16 protein-coding genes, 2 tRNA genes and 1 rRNA gene are annotated in these 16189 nt (G+C 40.9%); 3 read left to right on the forward strand and 16 right to left on the reverse strand.

Annotated elements, in window-relative coordinates; translation table 11 throughout:
* Window positions 1–58 precede the first annotated feature (58 nt).
* From KPF51_RS09480 to KPF51_RS09490, 3 genes are all read right to left on the reverse strand, one after another.
* A tRNA-Ala gene (locus tag KPF51_RS09480) sits at window positions 59–134 on the reverse strand.
* A gap of 61 nt (window positions 135–195) precedes the next feature.
* Window positions 196–272, reverse strand: a tRNA-Ile gene (locus KPF51_RS09485).
* A gap of 83 nt (window positions 273–355) precedes the next feature.
* Window positions 356–1896, reverse strand: a 16S ribosomal RNA gene (locus KPF51_RS09490).
* A 684-nt stretch (window positions 1897–2580) separates the two neighbouring features.
* On the opposite strand from KPF51_RS09490, the gene KPF51_RS09495 reads away from it, so the two are divergent.
* Window positions 2581–3222 carry a TfoX/Sxy family DNA transformation protein gene (locus tag KPF51_RS09495; RefSeq protein WP_061406337.1) on the forward strand — a complete coding sequence of 214 codons (642 nt, stop codon included), beginning with the start codon at window positions 2581–2583 and terminating at the stop codon, window positions 3220–3222.
* 57 nt (window positions 3223–3279) lie between these two features.
* On the opposite strand, the gene nfuA is transcribed toward KPF51_RS09495, so the two are convergent.
* From nfuA to yrfG, 13 genes are all read right to left on the reverse strand, one after another.
* On the reverse strand, window positions 3280–3864 hold the full coding sequence (nfuA, locus tag KPF51_RS09500; protein WP_005724395.1) for a Fe-S biogenesis protein NfuA: 585 nt from the start codon (window positions 3862–3864) through the stop codon (window positions 3280–3282).
* A gap of 97 nt (window positions 3865–3961) precedes the next feature.
* Entirely contained in the window at window positions 3962–4648 is a 687-nt protein-coding gene (locus KPF51_RS09505; RefSeq protein WP_005724393.1) for a ComF family protein, read from the reverse strand.
* A gap of 107 nt (window positions 4649–4755) precedes the next feature.
* Window positions 4756–5568 carry a Cof-type HAD-IIB family hydrolase gene (locus KPF51_RS09510; RefSeq protein ID WP_005724391.1) on the reverse strand — a complete coding sequence of 271 codons (813 nt, stop codon included), beginning with the start codon at window positions 5566–5568 and terminating at the stop codon, window positions 4756–4758.
* 206 nt (window positions 5569–5774) lie between these two features.
* Complete coding sequence (gnd, locus tag KPF51_RS09515) at window positions 5775–7229, reverse strand: decarboxylating NADP(+)-dependent phosphogluconate dehydrogenase (RefSeq protein WP_005752107.1); 1455 nt, start codon at window positions 7227–7229, stop codon at window positions 5775–5777.
* Between the two features lie 87 nt (window positions 7230–7316).
* Complete coding sequence (locus tag KPF51_RS09520) at window positions 7317–7709, reverse strand: GNAT family N-acetyltransferase (protein ID WP_005724388.1); 393 nt, start codon at window positions 7707–7709, stop codon at window positions 7317–7319.
* A gap of 259 nt (window positions 7710–7968) precedes the next feature.
* Complete coding sequence (locus tag KPF51_RS09525; RefSeq protein ID WP_061406336.1) at window positions 7969–8307, reverse strand: hypothetical protein; 339 nt, start codon at window positions 8305–8307, stop codon at window positions 7969–7971.
* A 183-nt stretch (window positions 8308–8490) separates the two neighbouring features.
* On the reverse strand, window positions 8491–9099 hold the full coding sequence (locus tag KPF51_RS09530; protein ID WP_010907224.1) for a glutathione S-transferase family protein: 609 nt from the start codon (window positions 9097–9099) through the stop codon (window positions 8491–8493).
* A gap of 165 nt (window positions 9100–9264) precedes the next feature.
* Window positions 9265–9963, reverse strand: coding sequence for a 6-phosphogluconolactonase (gene pgl, locus KPF51_RS09535; RefSeq protein WP_014668466.1), 699 nt, complete (start codon window positions 9961–9963; stop codon window positions 9265–9267).
* Between the two features lie 62 nt (window positions 9964–10025).
* Complete coding sequence (gene zwf, locus KPF51_RS09540; protein WP_005757743.1) at window positions 10026–11516, reverse strand: glucose-6-phosphate dehydrogenase; 1491 nt, start codon at window positions 11514–11516, stop codon at window positions 10026–10028.
* Between the two features lie 67 nt (window positions 11517–11583).
* Window positions 11584–12411 (reverse strand): 3'(2'),5'-bisphosphate nucleotidase CysQ, encoded by an 828-nt coding sequence (gene cysQ, locus KPF51_RS09545; protein WP_061406335.1) that lies wholly within the window; start codon window positions 12409–12411, stop codon window positions 11584–11586.
* Between the two features lie 173 nt (window positions 12412–12584).
* Window positions 12585–13451: an Hsp33 family molecular chaperone HslO gene (hslO, locus tag KPF51_RS09550; protein WP_061406334.1), complete on the reverse strand. Its 867-nt coding sequence runs from the start codon at window positions 13449–13451 to the stop codon at window positions 12585–12587.
* An 84-nt stretch (window positions 13452–13535) separates the two neighbouring features.
* Entirely contained in the window at window positions 13536–13958 is a 423-nt protein-coding gene (hslR, locus tag KPF51_RS09555) for a ribosome-associated heat shock protein Hsp15 (RefSeq protein WP_059245872.1), read from the reverse strand.
* 6 nt (window positions 13959–13964) lie between these two features.
* A complete protein-coding gene (yrfG, locus tag KPF51_RS09560) occupies window positions 13965–14621 on the reverse strand; it encodes a GMP/IMP nucleotidase (RefSeq protein ID WP_005724374.1) in 657 nt (218 codons plus the stop codon).
* Between the two features lie 86 nt (window positions 14622–14707).
* Between yrfG and nudE the strand changes: the two genes are divergently transcribed.
* Together nudE and KPF51_RS09570 are read left to right on the forward strand one after the other, a co-directional pair.
* Window positions 14708–15259: an ADP compounds hydrolase NudE gene (gene nudE, locus KPF51_RS09565; protein ID WP_005718226.1), complete on the forward strand. Its 552-nt coding sequence runs from the start codon at window positions 14708–14710 to the stop codon at window positions 15257–15259.
* A 191-nt stretch (window positions 15260–15450) separates the two neighbouring features.
* The gene (locus tag KPF51_RS09570; RefSeq protein WP_016533597.1) at window positions 15451–16149 is read left to right on the forward strand and encodes an outer membrane beta-barrel protein; all 699 of its coding nucleotides are present in this window, start codon (window positions 15451–15453) and stop codon (window positions 16147–16149) included.
* Window positions 16150–16189: the final 40 nt, after the last annotated feature.

The raw sequence follows: 16189 nt of genomic DNA on the forward strand, positions 1-16189 counted from the left end.
GAACCATTAATCTATCCAGACTAATGCCATTTACACAAAACACTTAGCAATGATGATTTGGTGGAGATAAGCGGGATCGAACCGCTGACCTCCTGCGTGCAAGGCAGGCGCTCTCCCAGCTGAGCTATATCCCCATTCACATCATTACAATGCGCCGTCATCCCTTTTCGCTTCACTCTTTTGCTTTCGCTTGAGTGGTGGGTCTGAGTGGACTTGAACCACCGACCTCACCCTTATCAGGGGTGCGCTCTAACCACCTGAGCTACAGACCCAAAAGGATTTCGGTTTTTTGTCTCTTCATTGACACAATCTACCAAACAATCTGTGTGAACACTTGCAGTCGCTTCATTTTAGGTAAGGAGGTGATCCAACCGCAGGTTCCCCTACGGTTACCTTGTTACGACTTCACCCCAGTCATGAATCATACCGTGGTAAACGCCCCCCCGAAGGTTAAGCTATCTACTTCTGGTACAACCCACTCCCATGGTGTGACGGGCGGTGTGTACAAGGCCCGGGAACGTATTCACCGCAACATTCTGATTTGCGATTACTAGCGATTCCGACTTCATGGAGTCGAGTTGCAGACTCCAATCCGGACTTAGATGCACTTTCTGAGATTCGCTCAAGCTCGCACTCTCGCTGCCCTCTGTATGCACCATTGTAGCACGTGTGTAGCCCTACTCGTAAGGGCCATGATGACTTGACGTCATCCCCACCTTCCTCCAGTTTGTCACTGGCAGTCTCCTTTGAGTTCCCGACCGAATCGCTGGCAACAAAGGATAAGGGTTGCGCTCGTTGCGGGACTTAACCCAACATTTCACAACACGAGCTGACGACAGCCATGCAGCACCTGTCTCTAAGTTCCCGAAGGCACAAGCTCATCTCTGAGCTCTTCTTAGGATGTCAAGAGTAGGTAAGGTTCTTCGCGTTGCATCGAATTAAACCACATGCTCCACCGCTTGTGCGGGCCCCCGTCAATTCATTTGAGTTTTAACCTTGCGGCCGTACTCCCCAGGCGGTCGATTTATCACGTTAGCTTCGGGCACCAAGCATATAGCCCAATCCCCAAATCGACAGCGTTTACAGCGTGGACTACCAGGGTATCTAATCCTGTTTGCTCCCCACGCTTTCGCACATGAGCGTCAGTACATTCCCAAGGGGCTGCCTTCGCCTTCGGTATTCCTCCACATCTCTACGCATTTCACCGCTACACGTGGAATTCTACCCCTCCCTAAAGTACTCTAGACTCCCAGTCTGAAATGCAGTTCCCAAGTTAAGCTCGGGGATTTCACATCTCACTTAAAAGTCCGCCTGCGTGCCCTTTACGCCCAGTTATTCCGATTAACGCTCGCACCCTCCGTATTACCGCGGCTGCTGGCACGGAGTTAGCCGGTGCTTCTTCTGTAATTAACGTCAATGATGCTATCTATTTAACAACATCCCTTCCTCATTACCGAAAGAACTTTACAACCCGAAGGCCTTCTTCATTCACGCGGCATGGCTGCGTCAGGGTTCCCCCCATTGCGCAATATTCCCCACTGCTGCCTCCGTAGGAGTCTGGACCGTGTCTCAGTTCCAGTGTGGCTGGTCATCCTCTCAGACCAGCTAGAGATCGCAGGCTTGGTAGGCCTTTACCCCACCAACTACCTAATCCCACTTGGGCTCATCTTATGGCAGGTGGCCCTAAGGTCCCACCCTTTCCTCCTCAGAGAATACGCGGTATTAGCTGCAGTTTCCCACAGTTATCCCCCTCCATAAGCCAGATTCCCAAGCATTACTCACCCGTCCGCCACTCGTCAGCAAAGAAAGCAAGCTTTCTTCCTGCTACCGTTCGACTTGCATGTGTTAAGCCTGCCGCCAGCGTTCAATCTGAGCCATGATCAAACTCTTCAATTCAAAGTTCAATCGCTCAATAAACTGCTTAGCTAAAAGTTTACATTTACTTCAAAAGTATCATGAATTTTCAGTATTAAGCACCTATTAAGACTTCAATTTTAAAATTTTTTAAATGAAATCAATCAACAAGTGCCCACACAGATTGTCTGTTAGATTGTTAAAGAACGTTGCACTAAGCAAGGACGAAAATGATAATCAAATCTCTATTCTATGTCAAGCCATTTTATTTTAAAGACTGCTTACCTTTTAAAACAACAAAAAGCATTATGCTTTCCTTTCGCTTGCCTCCCTTGCGCTGCGGAGGTGCATTATAGGGATTTCAAATTTAGGATCAAGATCTTTTTTGATGTTTTTCTATTTTCTCGGATCAAGTGCTATTTTTTTAATCAAAAAAAGCAAATATGCTATGACTTGTTCACTGTTTATACATGTTATGTGTCAAAAAGTAAGCAGTAATATCCTTTGCCTCAATTTATTCCATCACCTTGCTTCATCAAATAATACATTATCATCTCATTTCTTTATGTGCAGGCATTACTCAATTGACCACAAAAACATCATGTTATTTATGCCTAATCATAATTTTTTTCTCAATAAAACAAAGATATGTTATAACGTTCATCGCTCAAGGTTATGAGCATGAGATACATTATTGTCAGCAATATAACTATAGGATGAGTTACTATGACGAAAACAGAAAAAGAAACATTAGAGATCCGAAAAATATTGAGTGAACTGATTGGAGAAGTAACAGCAAAAGGTTTATTTGCAAGCTACGGATTATTTCATGAAAAAATAATGTTCGGTTTGTATCAAAATAATGTGTTCTACCTGAAGGCAGAAGGAGACCTAGCCTTATTTTTAGAATCACAGGGGGCAGCAAGTTATTTAGCAAAACAAGCGTCTTCTAAATTAAACATATCCAGTTATTATCGCCTTCCTCGTAAAATTACCTCAGATAAATCCCTTTACAAACAAATCCTAGAGCAATCTCTCCGGCAAATAAAAGATCAAAAACGGGCTGAAGCACTGGCAAAGAAAAATCGCATTAAAGAGTTGCCTAACTTATCGATTAAACATGAACGATTATTAGAAAAAGTGGAAATTTATGATGTTGCCACTTTCCAGGCATTAGGTGCAAAGAATGCTTACATCCGTTTAAAAAAGAAAGGGATTACTGCCGATATTGGCATCTTCTGGGCATTTCATGCTGCACTAGAAAATAAAAATGTCAATTTAATCACTGTGGCAGAAAAACAACAGCTTTTAGTGCATTTTAATCTTGCTTTAGATGAAGCAGGATTACGCAAAATTAAACAAATCTAAATAAAGAAGGCTGGTTTGATAAGAAACCAGCCTTACTTCAAAGAATATCGCTCAGGATCAGTAGTAAGAATGTTCACCACGTTGATGCTCTGTAACATCTTTCGCACCTTGCAACTCTCCCGGGAATAAACTGAGTAATTGCTTTTCAATGCCATCTTTTAATGTCACATCCACCATAGAACAACCATTACAGCCACCACCAAATTGTAAAATGGCATAACCATCTTCAGTGATTTCAATTAATGTAATACGTCCGCCGTGTCCTGCAAGTTGTGGATTAATTTGTGTCTGAATCACATATTCAACTCGTTCAAGCAAAGGGGCATCATCAGCCACTTTACGCATTTTGGCATTCGGAGCTTTTAATGTTAACTGTGCGCCTAATTCTTCAGTGACATAGTCAATTTCTGCCTCATCTAAAAAAGGTAAGCTGATTTCATCCACAAAGGCTGAAAATGAAGCATATTGCATTTCCGTATCCGTTGCTTCTACTGCATTGGGCGGGCAATAAGACACACCACATTCAGCATTGGGGGTGCCTGGGTTAACCACAAAAATGCGAATGTGAGTTCCTTCTTCTTGCTGATCAAGCAAACGGCGAAAATGCGCTTGAGCCGCATCGGAAATCATAATTTTTTGCATAAACTATCCTAAAGAATGTGAATACTTGAGTAAGATTGTCAAGAATGATACTCCGAGTTCGTTTTTTTTTCTACCTTTTACAGTAATAAATCTTTCCTTACGTTTTTGCTAATCCCCAAACTTGAATATGCTCAACACCTGCTTTTCTTAATAAGAGTGCCAACTCATTCAACGTTGCACCTGTTGTAATTACATCATCAATTAATGCAACAGATTGATAGCGATGCGTTTGGCTTTTTGGATGAAGACGAAATGCGTGGCGTAAATTTTTTCTTCGTTCCGTTGCACTTAAACCACGTTGCGTATGAGTATGTTTAATACGTTGTAGAAAATCATGATCGCAGGGTATCTTTAGCCAATGCGCAAGATAGTTTGCAATCAACGCAGATTGATTATAACCACGTTGCCAATGGCGTAAACGATGTAAAGGCACCGGCAAAAGTATTTCTGGCCAAATAAGTCCATGAGTACGTCTTGCATGGTAGAGCGCTAATAACAGCAGGCGTGCTAAAGTACGGTCTAAAAAGAAGGCATGTTGGAATTTAAAACGGTGAATTAAACAAGATAAGGGATCGACATAGTGACCAACGATCACCATGCGATCCCAACTGGCTTTATGTTGTAAACAATGCCCACAACGTAGTGCATCTCGTGTTAATTCCTTACCACAATGGCCACAATAAGCAAAACGTCTGATTTGCTGATTACAGCGACTACATAATCCATGATGTGCAATGGCTAACGGTTGCTGGCAGTGAACACAACAAAAACCAAATCCCCGCATAGGTATCCTTTGCTTGACATAAAATGACTACAGACTAAAGCACAGGATATTAAAAGGGCAAAAGAATAAGTTACTTTTGCGACACGCATCGCAAAAGTAAAATAAATTTAGTCAATCAATTTAGCTTGTTTTAAGAAATACTCAATGCCATGTTCTTTGATCGGTAAGGTGACATGATCGGCTACTGTTTTTAGCTGATGATGTGCATTCCCCATTGCAACACCCACTCCTGCCGTGCTTAACATTTCAATATCATTCAAGCCATCACCAAATGCCATCACATTTTCCATTGCAAAGCCAAAATGTTGAATTGCACAAGCGATACCCGTAGCTTTTGAGATTTTTTCATCAAATAAATCAACCGAGTATTTATGCCAGCGTACCGATTGTAATCCTTTCAGTACACCAGAATCTTGGACAAATTGATCTTGCGTAGCATCATAAAAAGCCAGTATCTGAAAAACATCATGATGTTTAAAATAGTCTTTATCTACATGATAATGCCCTTTTAGCGGATCCAATGCATCACGAACTTGATCGGTTATCGCTGAAACTGCCGTATCTGTCGGTGACACTTGCGCATAAACAATCTGATGTTGATCACAAAAATCAACGAACTCTTGGATTTTTGCTTTAGATAAAGGATGCTTCCCGATTGGCTCATTCTGATAACTCACATATTGACCATTCATTGTTACAAACAAATTCATGTCCGTTTGCTCAATCAATCCTTTAATCTTAGGCGGAAAGTTAGACAAGGTACGCCCCGTTGCGATAGCAGGTACAATGCCATTTTCTTTTAATTTTCGAATAGCGGGGACCACCGTCGCAGGAATATAGTCTTCGTCTTTAACGAGTAATGTTTCATCAATATCAAAAAAGACAATTTTAATTTGGTCACGATAATTAGGAATGCGCATACTCTTCCTTCTAAATTGAATGAAAATACAGCTTCAGGAAAGTATTGTGGCGTGAAAGAAGATGAGTGGGACTTTATCGTTTGCTCTGTTCGCCCTGAACTTTCCTGCTCAACTTGTTCATCTGATTCACAGTATGAAACTTTTTTAAAAAGCACCGCACTTTTAAGATTCAGCATAAAAGTGCGGTATGATATCAGTAAATTTACTTACACATCATAAGTGGTCGATGCGGCATCACCACCACGACCTGTCCAATTAGTATGGAAGAACTCACCACGTGGTTTATCCGTACGTTCATAAGTATGTGCACCGAAATAGTCACGTTGTGCTTGGAGTAAGTTCGCTGGTAAACGTTCACTCGTATAGCTGTCTAAGAAAGTGATCGCAGACGCCATACAAGGCATTGGAATACCCACTTCGATCGACTTCGCCACCACTTTACGCCATTCGCCTAAGCTATTTTCTAAGATACCTTTGAAGTAGGCATCTGAACCTAAGAAAATCAGATCCGGATTGGCTTCATAAGCATCCCGGATATTACCTAAGAAACGGCTACGGATAATACAACCTTCACGCCATAATAATGCTGTACCGCCGTAGTTAATGTGCCAGCCAAAGTTTTCTGACGCTTCACGAATCAGCATAAAACCTTGAGCATAAGAAATAATTTTGGAGGCTAATAAGGCTTTACGCACCGCTTCAACCCAAGCTGCTTTGTCGCCTTCTACTTTGCCGACCACTTTATTGAATAAGCGAGAGGCTTGCACACGCTGTTCTTTGAAAGACGAGACGCAACGGGCAAAGACAGATTCCGTGATTAAAGTCAATGGAATGCCGAAATCAAGGGCATTAATCCCCGTCCATTTACCGGTTCCTTTTTGACCTGCGGTATCCAAAATTTTGTCGACTAAACGGCTGCCATCTTCATCTTTATAGCCAAGAATATCCGCCGTGATATCAATTAAATAGCTATCTAATTCGGTGTTACGCCACGCTTTGAAAGTTGCTTCTAATTCGTCATCAGATAAGCCTACGCCTTCTTTTAAGAATTGATACGCTTCGCAAATTAATTGCATATCGCCGTATTCAATCCCGTTATGCACCATTTTGACGAAATGCCCAGCACCATCACGACCAACCCAATCACAACAAGCTTCGCCTTTATCTGTTTTGGCTGAAATCGCTTGTAAAATTGGTTTCACGTGTTCCCATGCAGATTCATCACCGCCCGGCATAATAGAAGGTCCGAAACGTGCCCCTTCTTCACCACCAGATACGCCCGTTCCAATAAAACGGATCCCTTTTTCACGTAAATACGCGACACGGCGGTTTGTATCTGGGTAATTCGTGTTACCACCATCAATAATGATGTCGCCTTCTTCTAAGTGTGGTAATAATGCCTCAATGAATTGATCCACGACTTCACCGGCACGCACCATCAGCATCACTTTACGCGGTTTCTCCAATTTATTGGCAAGATCTTCCAACGAATACGCACCAATAATATTCGTGCCTTTTGCCGCACCTTGCAAAAACTCATCGACTTTCGAAGTCGTACGGTTAAATGCCACTACTTTAAAGCCGTGATCATTCATATTTAAAATTAAGTTTTGACCCATTACCGCTAAGCCGATAACGCCGATGTCACCTTTTACTGACATGTTGTTCTCCTGTAACCATAAGAATAATTAAAGTGCGGTCTGATTTTAAAACATTTTATTACGCAGACCGCTAATGTTTGTATATGACTATATTTTCGTCCAAGCACTTGGATGCTGTACAAAGCCAATATGTGGGTAATAATCCACGGCTTGTGGCGCAGCCAGTAAAATAATTTTACAAGTGGGCTCAAGCGCTTTTTGGGTCTCAAAAATGAGTTGTCTCCCGATCCCTTGTTTTTGCCACTGCTCACTAACGGCTAAGTCGCTCAAATAGCAACAGTAAGCGAAATCTGTCACCGAGCGAGCAAGTCCAACTAAAGTATCCTGATACCACGCTGTCACTAAAACGTCGGTTTGTTTTAGCATCATTTCAATTTGCTCAGGCTTATCAATAGGTCGTCTTTCACCTAAGCTCGTTTGTTTCAATAAATCGGTATATTGCTGTACTGAAATGAGTACGTTCGTTTTATATGTAATCATTTAATTACCACTAGACTGCTCTCGTCTTAAACGAGTGCCTTAAAATCTAACTCTCATCGGTGGACGAGAATACCCGCTCTATGGTGATTTTTATTTTTCGGTTATAAAGGAGAATCTTCAAGAGATTTTGCAAAATTTCAATATCAAGGCTTTTTGTCGAATCTTTGTTCAAAATTCGCTCTTTTACACCATTTTCCCCTTTAAAAGCACTATTTTTGTCAAAACGTTGAGAATCTCACCACTTGTTATTTATCATAGCCTATTCAATCTCAATAATCTGAGATTCACCTTTCTCTAAAGTATCAAGCCATTGCCAACGTTCTATACCGAGCAATTTACTTTGTTCGGTATATTGAAATAAGGTTACACAACGCCCAAAACGATTTTCCAGTTTCTTATTTAGATGTTGATAGGTAAATTCAATGTGGGTTTCATTTATCCATTTGCCAATCAAAAAGCCTTTCTCAATTTCACCGCCCCCATATTCTGCCCAAATCATTTTACCTTGCTGGAAATAGTGGAAACAGGTTTGTTGACTGACTTCACCATTCTCACTGTTTTGTAAAGCAATGAATTTTTTATTATTCAAATCAATCATTTAAACTCATCTTTTTTATCATTTTAACCTTAAACTACCTGTTTATGCTCGTCTCAGACCGCAACTTTATCATCTAGATTACCAGCAAGTAAGAATGCTCGCACTCAATAATGTTTTAGATGACAATCTGTAATCTTAAAAGTGCGGTAGTTTTTGAAAAAGTCTTGTAAAACTACCGCACATTTATAACGTAAGCCAAGTTTGGAAACTCGCTGAATTTACTAACATCTTCTGATATTCAAGCACTTGTGGGCTAAAATACTGATGCAACGCATAGGTTTCAATTCTTGCCATAACGGGCAGAAAAAAAGCATCTACTGCGGTAAAACGATCGCCCGCTAAAAACGCACCACCAAACGCGGTTAACCCTTCTTCTAATAATTGATTAAGCCTTGCTAGCTCTTGGCTTAACACAGCGGGTATTTCTTGTAACGGTTTGCGAGCTAAAGGGGCAAAATCACACATTTCACGCAAATTTTCAAAGCCAGAGTGCATTTCAGCACAAGCAGAACGTGACCACGCTCTTGTCGCCTTATCTTGCGCCCACACATGTGGATAACTTTCTGCCAAAAACTCAATAATCGCTAAACTGTCCCAAATGACAACACCATCAGCATGCAATACTGGGATTTTTGAAGTCGGCGAAAACGCCTTAAATTGTTGGCGTTGTTCACTTAAATCATCCAAATAACGTACAATTTTAGGCTCAAAAGGAATTGCCAGTTCTTTCAATAACACCCAAACGCGTAATGACCATGAAGATTTTGGTGGATTAAAATAGAGTTGATACATTCTTTTACCCTTTTGATAGCGCTGTCTGAGCGAACCTTAAGCTTGCCCACTAAATGGCGCCATTTTCAACGAGAGCCTTCATTTTCAGCACTCCTTGAAAACGAACGCTATGGTCTATTTTATTTCAAGTCTCTTTGCAAAAATGTTGAAAAATCTCACGATGCATTACAGTAACTTTGCCGCATCCTTATCCAAATACCATTCCGTCACCCCATGCTTCGCTTTGATTTTCGCAGCAGGATAAGGCAGTTGTTCTGCCGGCGTAGTTTGAATTTCTTTTAAGATCTCGGCTTTACTGCTACCTGTCACCAAATAGGTCACCCGCTTTGCTTGTTCAATCAATTTCGCTGTTTTTGAAATACGAATTTGCCCTGTTTCAGGGTGTTTAGCGATCACGGCGAAATGAGGGTCGTCAAAATCGGTTTGATGCGGGAATAATGAGGCGGTGTGCCCGTCCGTTCCCATGCCCAAAATAATCCAATCAAAAACTTGCCCAGGAATGACCGCACTTAGCGCTTGTTCAAAACGTTGAAGTTCACTCTCAACGGGGGCTTCACCACGAATACGGTGAATATTTTCTGCAGGGATCTGAATATGATCGAATAACAATTTTTGCACCTCGCCGTAATTACTTTCTGGATCGGTTGGTGGCACCATACGATCATCCCCCCACCAAAAATGCAAATTTTGCCATTGAATCTCGGTGTTATACGGTGCTTGAGCTAAAGTTTTAAATAACAATTTCGGCGTTGAGCCTCCGGATAAGGAAATATGCACAGGGCGACCTTCTAAGCTATACGCTAATAATTCTTGTGCAATTTTCTCTACGGCATGCTGTGCACTGTCAAAAATGATTGTATTCATGATCTTTCCTTACTCAATCTGCTCACACTAGCCCCTCGCATTTCTTACGAAAGGGGCGGACATTACACTTTCTTTTTCATTAATCCACTTGGTTTACGCCAAACACGACCCGTTTTCGCGATCAGTTTGTCGGCTTCTGTCGGTCCCCAAGTACCGGCTTCATACTCATAAACACGCCCATTTTGTGCTTTATATTGTAAAATCGGCTCCACAAACTGCCAACAGGCATGTACCGCATCAGTACGCGCAAACAAAGTGGCATCGCCTTTCATAGAATCCAATAATAAACGCTCATAAGCGGTCAGTAAGCTTGGTGAGGCAAGATCCGCATAACGGAAATCCATCGACACTTCTTTTGCTTCAAAACCTGCTCCCGGTTTTTTCAAACCAAAACGCATCGAAATCGCTTCATCGGGTTGAATACGGATAATTAATTTGTTTTCTGGTGCTTTTTGGCTAAATACCGGATGTGGTGTGGTTTTGAAATGAATCACAATTTCGGTCACTCGACTTGGTAACCGTTTCCCAGTACGCACATAAAATGGCACACCCGCCCAACGCCAGTTGTCAATTTCACAGCGTAATGCCATGTAAGTTTCCGTATTAGACTCCGCCGGCACACCTTTTTCCTGTAAGTAGCCCTTAACCGCTTCACCTTCAACTGTGCCTGCCGTATATTGCCCTAAGACTAAATGATTTTCTAAGTCATCCTCACTTAATGGATGTAAACAATACAAGACTTTTGCCACTTCATCACGCATCGAGTCGGCATTAATAATTGCTGGTGGCTCCATCGCAACCATGGCTAACACTTGCAACAAATGGTTTTGGAACATATCACGCATTGCGCCAGAATCATCGTAATAACCACCACGCTCTTCTACACCGATAGATTCTGCGCCCGTTATTTCAATATAATCAATGAAATTACGGTTCCAGAGTGGTTCAAACCATCCATTAGAAAAACGCAACACAAGCAGATTTTGAACCGTTTCTTTACCAAGATAGTGGTCAATACGATAAATTTGGTGTTCATCAAAGAAACGGTGAATTTGAACGTCCAATTCTTTTGCCGTGCGGATATCATAACCAAACGGTTTTTCCACAATTAACCGCTTCCAACCAAATTCTTCGGTATTCAGTCCGTGCGCAGCAAGACATTCTGGAATCACACCATAAAGACTTGGCGGCGTGGATAAATAGTAAAGTGTGTTACCACAGGTTTGATATTTATCATGTAAATCATCAAGACGAGGAATTAACTTGCCATAATCGGCAGCATCTGCGGTATTTAATGCCTGATAATAAAGGTGGCTACAAAATTGATCGAGTGTTTCGCCATTCGCTTTTTCACTTTTGATCAACGCTTGGCGCATTTTTTCACGGAAACCCTCATCACTTAATTCCGTTCTTGCCACACCTAACACGGAGAAATGCTCAGTCAAACGACCGATTTTATATAAGTTATACAGTGCAGGAATCAATTTACGATAAGTTAAATCACCTGATGCACCAAAAATTACAATACAATTGTTGTCTGCTTCAATTTTCATTTTTTTCCTGAAATCCGTTTGTTAAAAATAGAGGTCATAAGATATCGCATCTTATAATAAATAATGCCTAGTGCGAATGAAATTGAAAAATTTTCTGCCAATCAAATTCTGTATTCGCCACCATCACAAAATTGGGATTAATAAAACTTTCTCTCTGATTATAGCTAAGCGGTTGAAAAGCAAAGTCAAACACAGCACCTCCCATTTCACGTAAGAGGATTTCAGCCGCCCCAGTATCCCATTCACCCGTTTTTCCTACTCGAATATAGCAATCACAAGTGCCATCGGCCACTAAGCCGCCTTTTAAACCACTTGAACCATAAACCAAAAATTCATATTGATAAGCTGGATTTAACAAGGGCTGAATTTTCCGTTCAACGCCCCCGACTCCCACAGCAATTTTGATTTTTCGCTGCTCAGGTCGCGCTTGGTTGTTTAGCTTTTCTTGTTGATTGCCCTGCCTTCTGTAAGCACCAAAGCCCTGCATAGCATAATAGGTCGTTTGTAAAATAGGGGCATGGGTAATGCTTAAGACGGGTTGATTGTGTTGGACAAGTGTAATCAAAATGGAAAATTGATCGGTGCGATTAATAAATTGTTGGGTTCCATCGAGTGGGTCAATTAACCAATATTCTGCCCAATGTGAACGATCTTGTAAGGGAATTTTACAACTCTCTTCGGAAAGAATCGGGACCTCAGGTGTCAGTGCGGTCAATTTTTCAATTAAAAATTGACTCAAAAATAAATCCACGGCAGTCACTGGCGTGTTATCTTGTTTGGTTTGAATTGCTAACGCATTTTGCCCTGAGTCGGTATAAAATCGCGTTAAAAAATCCCCTGCTTGATCCGCGATTTCAAGTGTTTTTTCAAGTAATGATGGTGAAAGTGCTAACATAGATAACCTTTTTAAACAGACAAGCGCCAAACATAGTTTCCCGCTTCATGCTATGCAATACCTAAACTACTGTGTGAGAAGACGGCGTTTTTCTCATAAAATCGTTTGCTGCAAAGGAAAAACAGGCTATCAAATATCTTGATAGCCTGCAACAAAATCCATAATACCAAGACTTATTTTTCTACTTTCAATTGCATAATCGCTGCTTTATTGAAGAAATAATGCGTCCCACAACATTCACACTGCATATCAATGGTACCGTTATGCTCTGCCAAGACTTCATCCAATTCTTCATCAGAAATCAACAACAATGCGGCACCAGAACGCTCTTGTGAGCAGCCACAGAAAAATGAGATCGGCTGTGAAGGGAAAATTTCAACACGCTCTTCATGATATAAACGGTACAATAATTCTTCTGCTGTTAAACCAAATAGTTCTTCCTCTTTCACCGTCGCTGCCAATGTTGCTAAGTGTTCATAATCCTCTGGAGAACCTGAACCGTCCGGCATAATTTGTAACAACATACCGGCTGCCACAGGTTGTCCTTCAAATTCGCCAGCACGAATAATAAGCTGGGTTTGCAATTGTTCTGAACGCACAAAATAATCTTCAAGACAGGCAGTAATGGTTGGCTTATCTAACGCAATCACACCTTGGTAACGCTCGCCTTCTGTCGGTGCAATCGTAATCACTAATACCCCTTTCCCGACTAATTGCGCCAAACTCATATCATCACTGACATCCGCTTGTAAACGCGCTAATGCGCGAATTTGCTGCTGATGATTGCCATTAACTAATGCTAATTTTAACGGTCCATCACCTTGTACTTGAACAGTAATATCCCCTTCAAATTTTAACGTCGCCGTCAATAAACTGGTCGCCACCATCATTTCACCGAGCAAGTTTTGGATGACTTTCGGATATTGATGTGTATTTAACGTATCAGTAAACGTTTGGTTTAACCGTACCCATTCACCACGCACCGCGCGATCTTGGAAAAGGTAGCGATACAGTTTGTCATTGTCTGTGTTATCTGTCATAAAAAGCCTTTATTCAGGTTAAGGGCAAGCACACAGCTTCCCCATATTCCTTTCTTTAATAAGAAAAGTAGGTAAATCACATCATCAAGATGAAAAGCTATCTTGATGTTTAAATTTCAATAAATCACGCCGCTCTTTTTTATTCGGGCGACGATCAGGATGCGGCATCGTTAATGCATTAATCTTACGTGCAATCGCCATTTTCGCACGTTGTTCAATGCTTTTTTCTGTTTCTTGGTACAACAATTGTGCTTCTGGCGCCCCACGACGTTGCGTAGAAAGCGCAAGCACTTCCACTTCTTTTTCGTCATTACCTTGACGAAGTTTGATCACACCACCAATTTCAACCGTTTTATTGGGTTTCGTGCGCTGCCCATTATAATGCACTTTACCGCCATCAATCATGTCTTTTGCTAAAGTACGTGTTTTATAAAAACGGGCTGCCCAAAGCCATTTATCTAGGCGAACATCATCCTCTTTTTCATGCCCGTTATTCTTTTTCGCCATTGTTATTTACTCCACTAAAGTGCGGTAATTGTTGACTGAAAAATGTCGTTTGAACCGTTTGTCTGGCAAACTGCTGTCTGGATTTTCCACGCCAACTGTATAAGCAATACCAAATTGTTTCGCGCTATCCAATACGTTTTCGGTATCATCAATAAATAATGTCCGTGCGGGGTTAAAATAATGCTTTTGTTGTAAATTGTGCCACAGTGGTTGCTCAATTTTCGGGGCGCCAAAGTGATGACTTGACAGCAATAAATCAAATGTCGCAACAAAATCGCAATATTGTAACTTAAGCGCTAAACTAAATGGATTACTGTCCGTAAGTAATATCATTTGCTTGTTCATCTTACGCACAGCTTGTAAAAAGGGCGCCACATCTGACCGCACTTTCAGTGTTGGTCCTTGTGCCTGATATAACTCACGTAACGGCAAATCCAACGTTTTTGCCCAAAAATCTAAACAATACCAATCTTTACTGTGCTCAATCGCATCATAACGTTGTTTTAACAGCTGACGACTCGTGGCAAGATCCAAATTACATTTTTTCGCATACGCTTGTGGCACCACTGTTTTCCAAAAATGATGATCGAAATAGAGATCAATCAAAGTACCGTCTAAATCTAAAATTACCGTATCAATTTGTTGCCAATTCATGTCTATCATGCACATCACTTTCCTTTTGGTGTCATGCGGTTTATGGTATCGTTATTCCCTAATTTTGTAAAATTGCACTTATCCACGAGGTGAATATGCATAAAAAACCGGAAATCCTCTCTGTGTCAGTGGTTGCCAAATCACGTATTTTTGAGATTCAATCGGTCGAACTCCAATTTTCGAATGGGATTCAGCGTACTTATGAACGCTTTAAAGGGACTGGACGTGCTGCGGTCATGGTGCTACCCATTGAAAATGACCAATTACTGATGGTGCGAGAATATGCGATGGGCACAGAGCAATACGAACTGGGTTTCCCTAAAGGTTTAATGGATCCCAATGAAACACCTGAAGAAAGTGCTAATCGAGAACTCAAAGAAGAAGTGGGATTAGGTGCTAACGAATTCATTCATTTACGCACAGTCAATACCTCACCAAGTTACATGAATAGCGTGATGCATATCTTTTTAGCTCGGCACCTTTATCCCTGCAAACTGGAAGGCGACGAGCCTGAACCCCTAGAACAAATCAGATTCCCTCTCTGTCAATTAGACGACTTATTGCAAGATCCTACATTCCGTGAAGCACGTAATTTAGTTGCACTGTATGCACTACGTGACTTTTTAACAAAGAATAAACATCGTTAAAAAAATGAGTGGTCGATATCATCACATCTCTCTCAATTAAGCTGTCTTATTTTATGGATTCGCTTAATTTATATTAAAAAAACGTATTGTTTTAAATCAATAAATGATTCAGAAACAAACTGAACTCGATTGTTTTTTTAGTGCTAATAAGTATAATTCTCAGCCGTTTATCAACTAAAATGGAGTTTAAAATGCAAAAAATTATCTTAGGAATGCTTGTTGTTACAGCAAGTAATGCGATGGCACTAAACAATAATTTCAATGTGTACGGAAAAGTTGGGGTGGATCTCGTTTCTCGTTTTGATACCATTGCTATTACACGACATGATACTCAAGCCCCGAAAAACACAGCACGTTTCTCACCAAGTCTCTTTGCAGAAATCACATATAATGCAACACCTAAGACTGAAGTCGGATTAGGTTTAGGTTATATTCATCGTAAAAGCAGTCATCACATAATTAAACAAAAAACAGATAATGGAAATCGTGCATTAATTGATGTTATAGAAGAATATCCAGTTAATCGGTACAATTCCATACCACTTTATTTCCTTGTTAAACACAATTTTTATAGTCAATCGGATCTCCGCTCTTACCTCAAAGTTGACTTTGGTTATGCATTCAATAAAACAAAATCAACGCTCAATTTAACAGAATCAACTGATGCTGCTGGCAATAATCAGTATTATATTGAAAAACATAACATCTCGCTTAATGTAGAAAATGGTAACTACTACGGCATCGGATTTGGCGTTGAGTATAAGAATATCCTTGCTGAAATTGCTTATACACATACGGACTCACGTTTAACTTATTCATCTAAACTCATTCGAGGAGAATCAGAATATAAAAATGATGCCCTCCGCTTCTCAGTAGGTTATCGATTCTAACCTTATTACGTTGAAAACCGTTCTATTATCGAACGGTTTT

The sequence above is a fragment of the Pasteurella sp. XG20 genome (genome assembly GCF_018968665.1).
Classification (GTDB): Bacteria; Pseudomonadota; Gammaproteobacteria; order Enterobacterales; family Pasteurellaceae; genus Pasteurella; species Pasteurella multocida.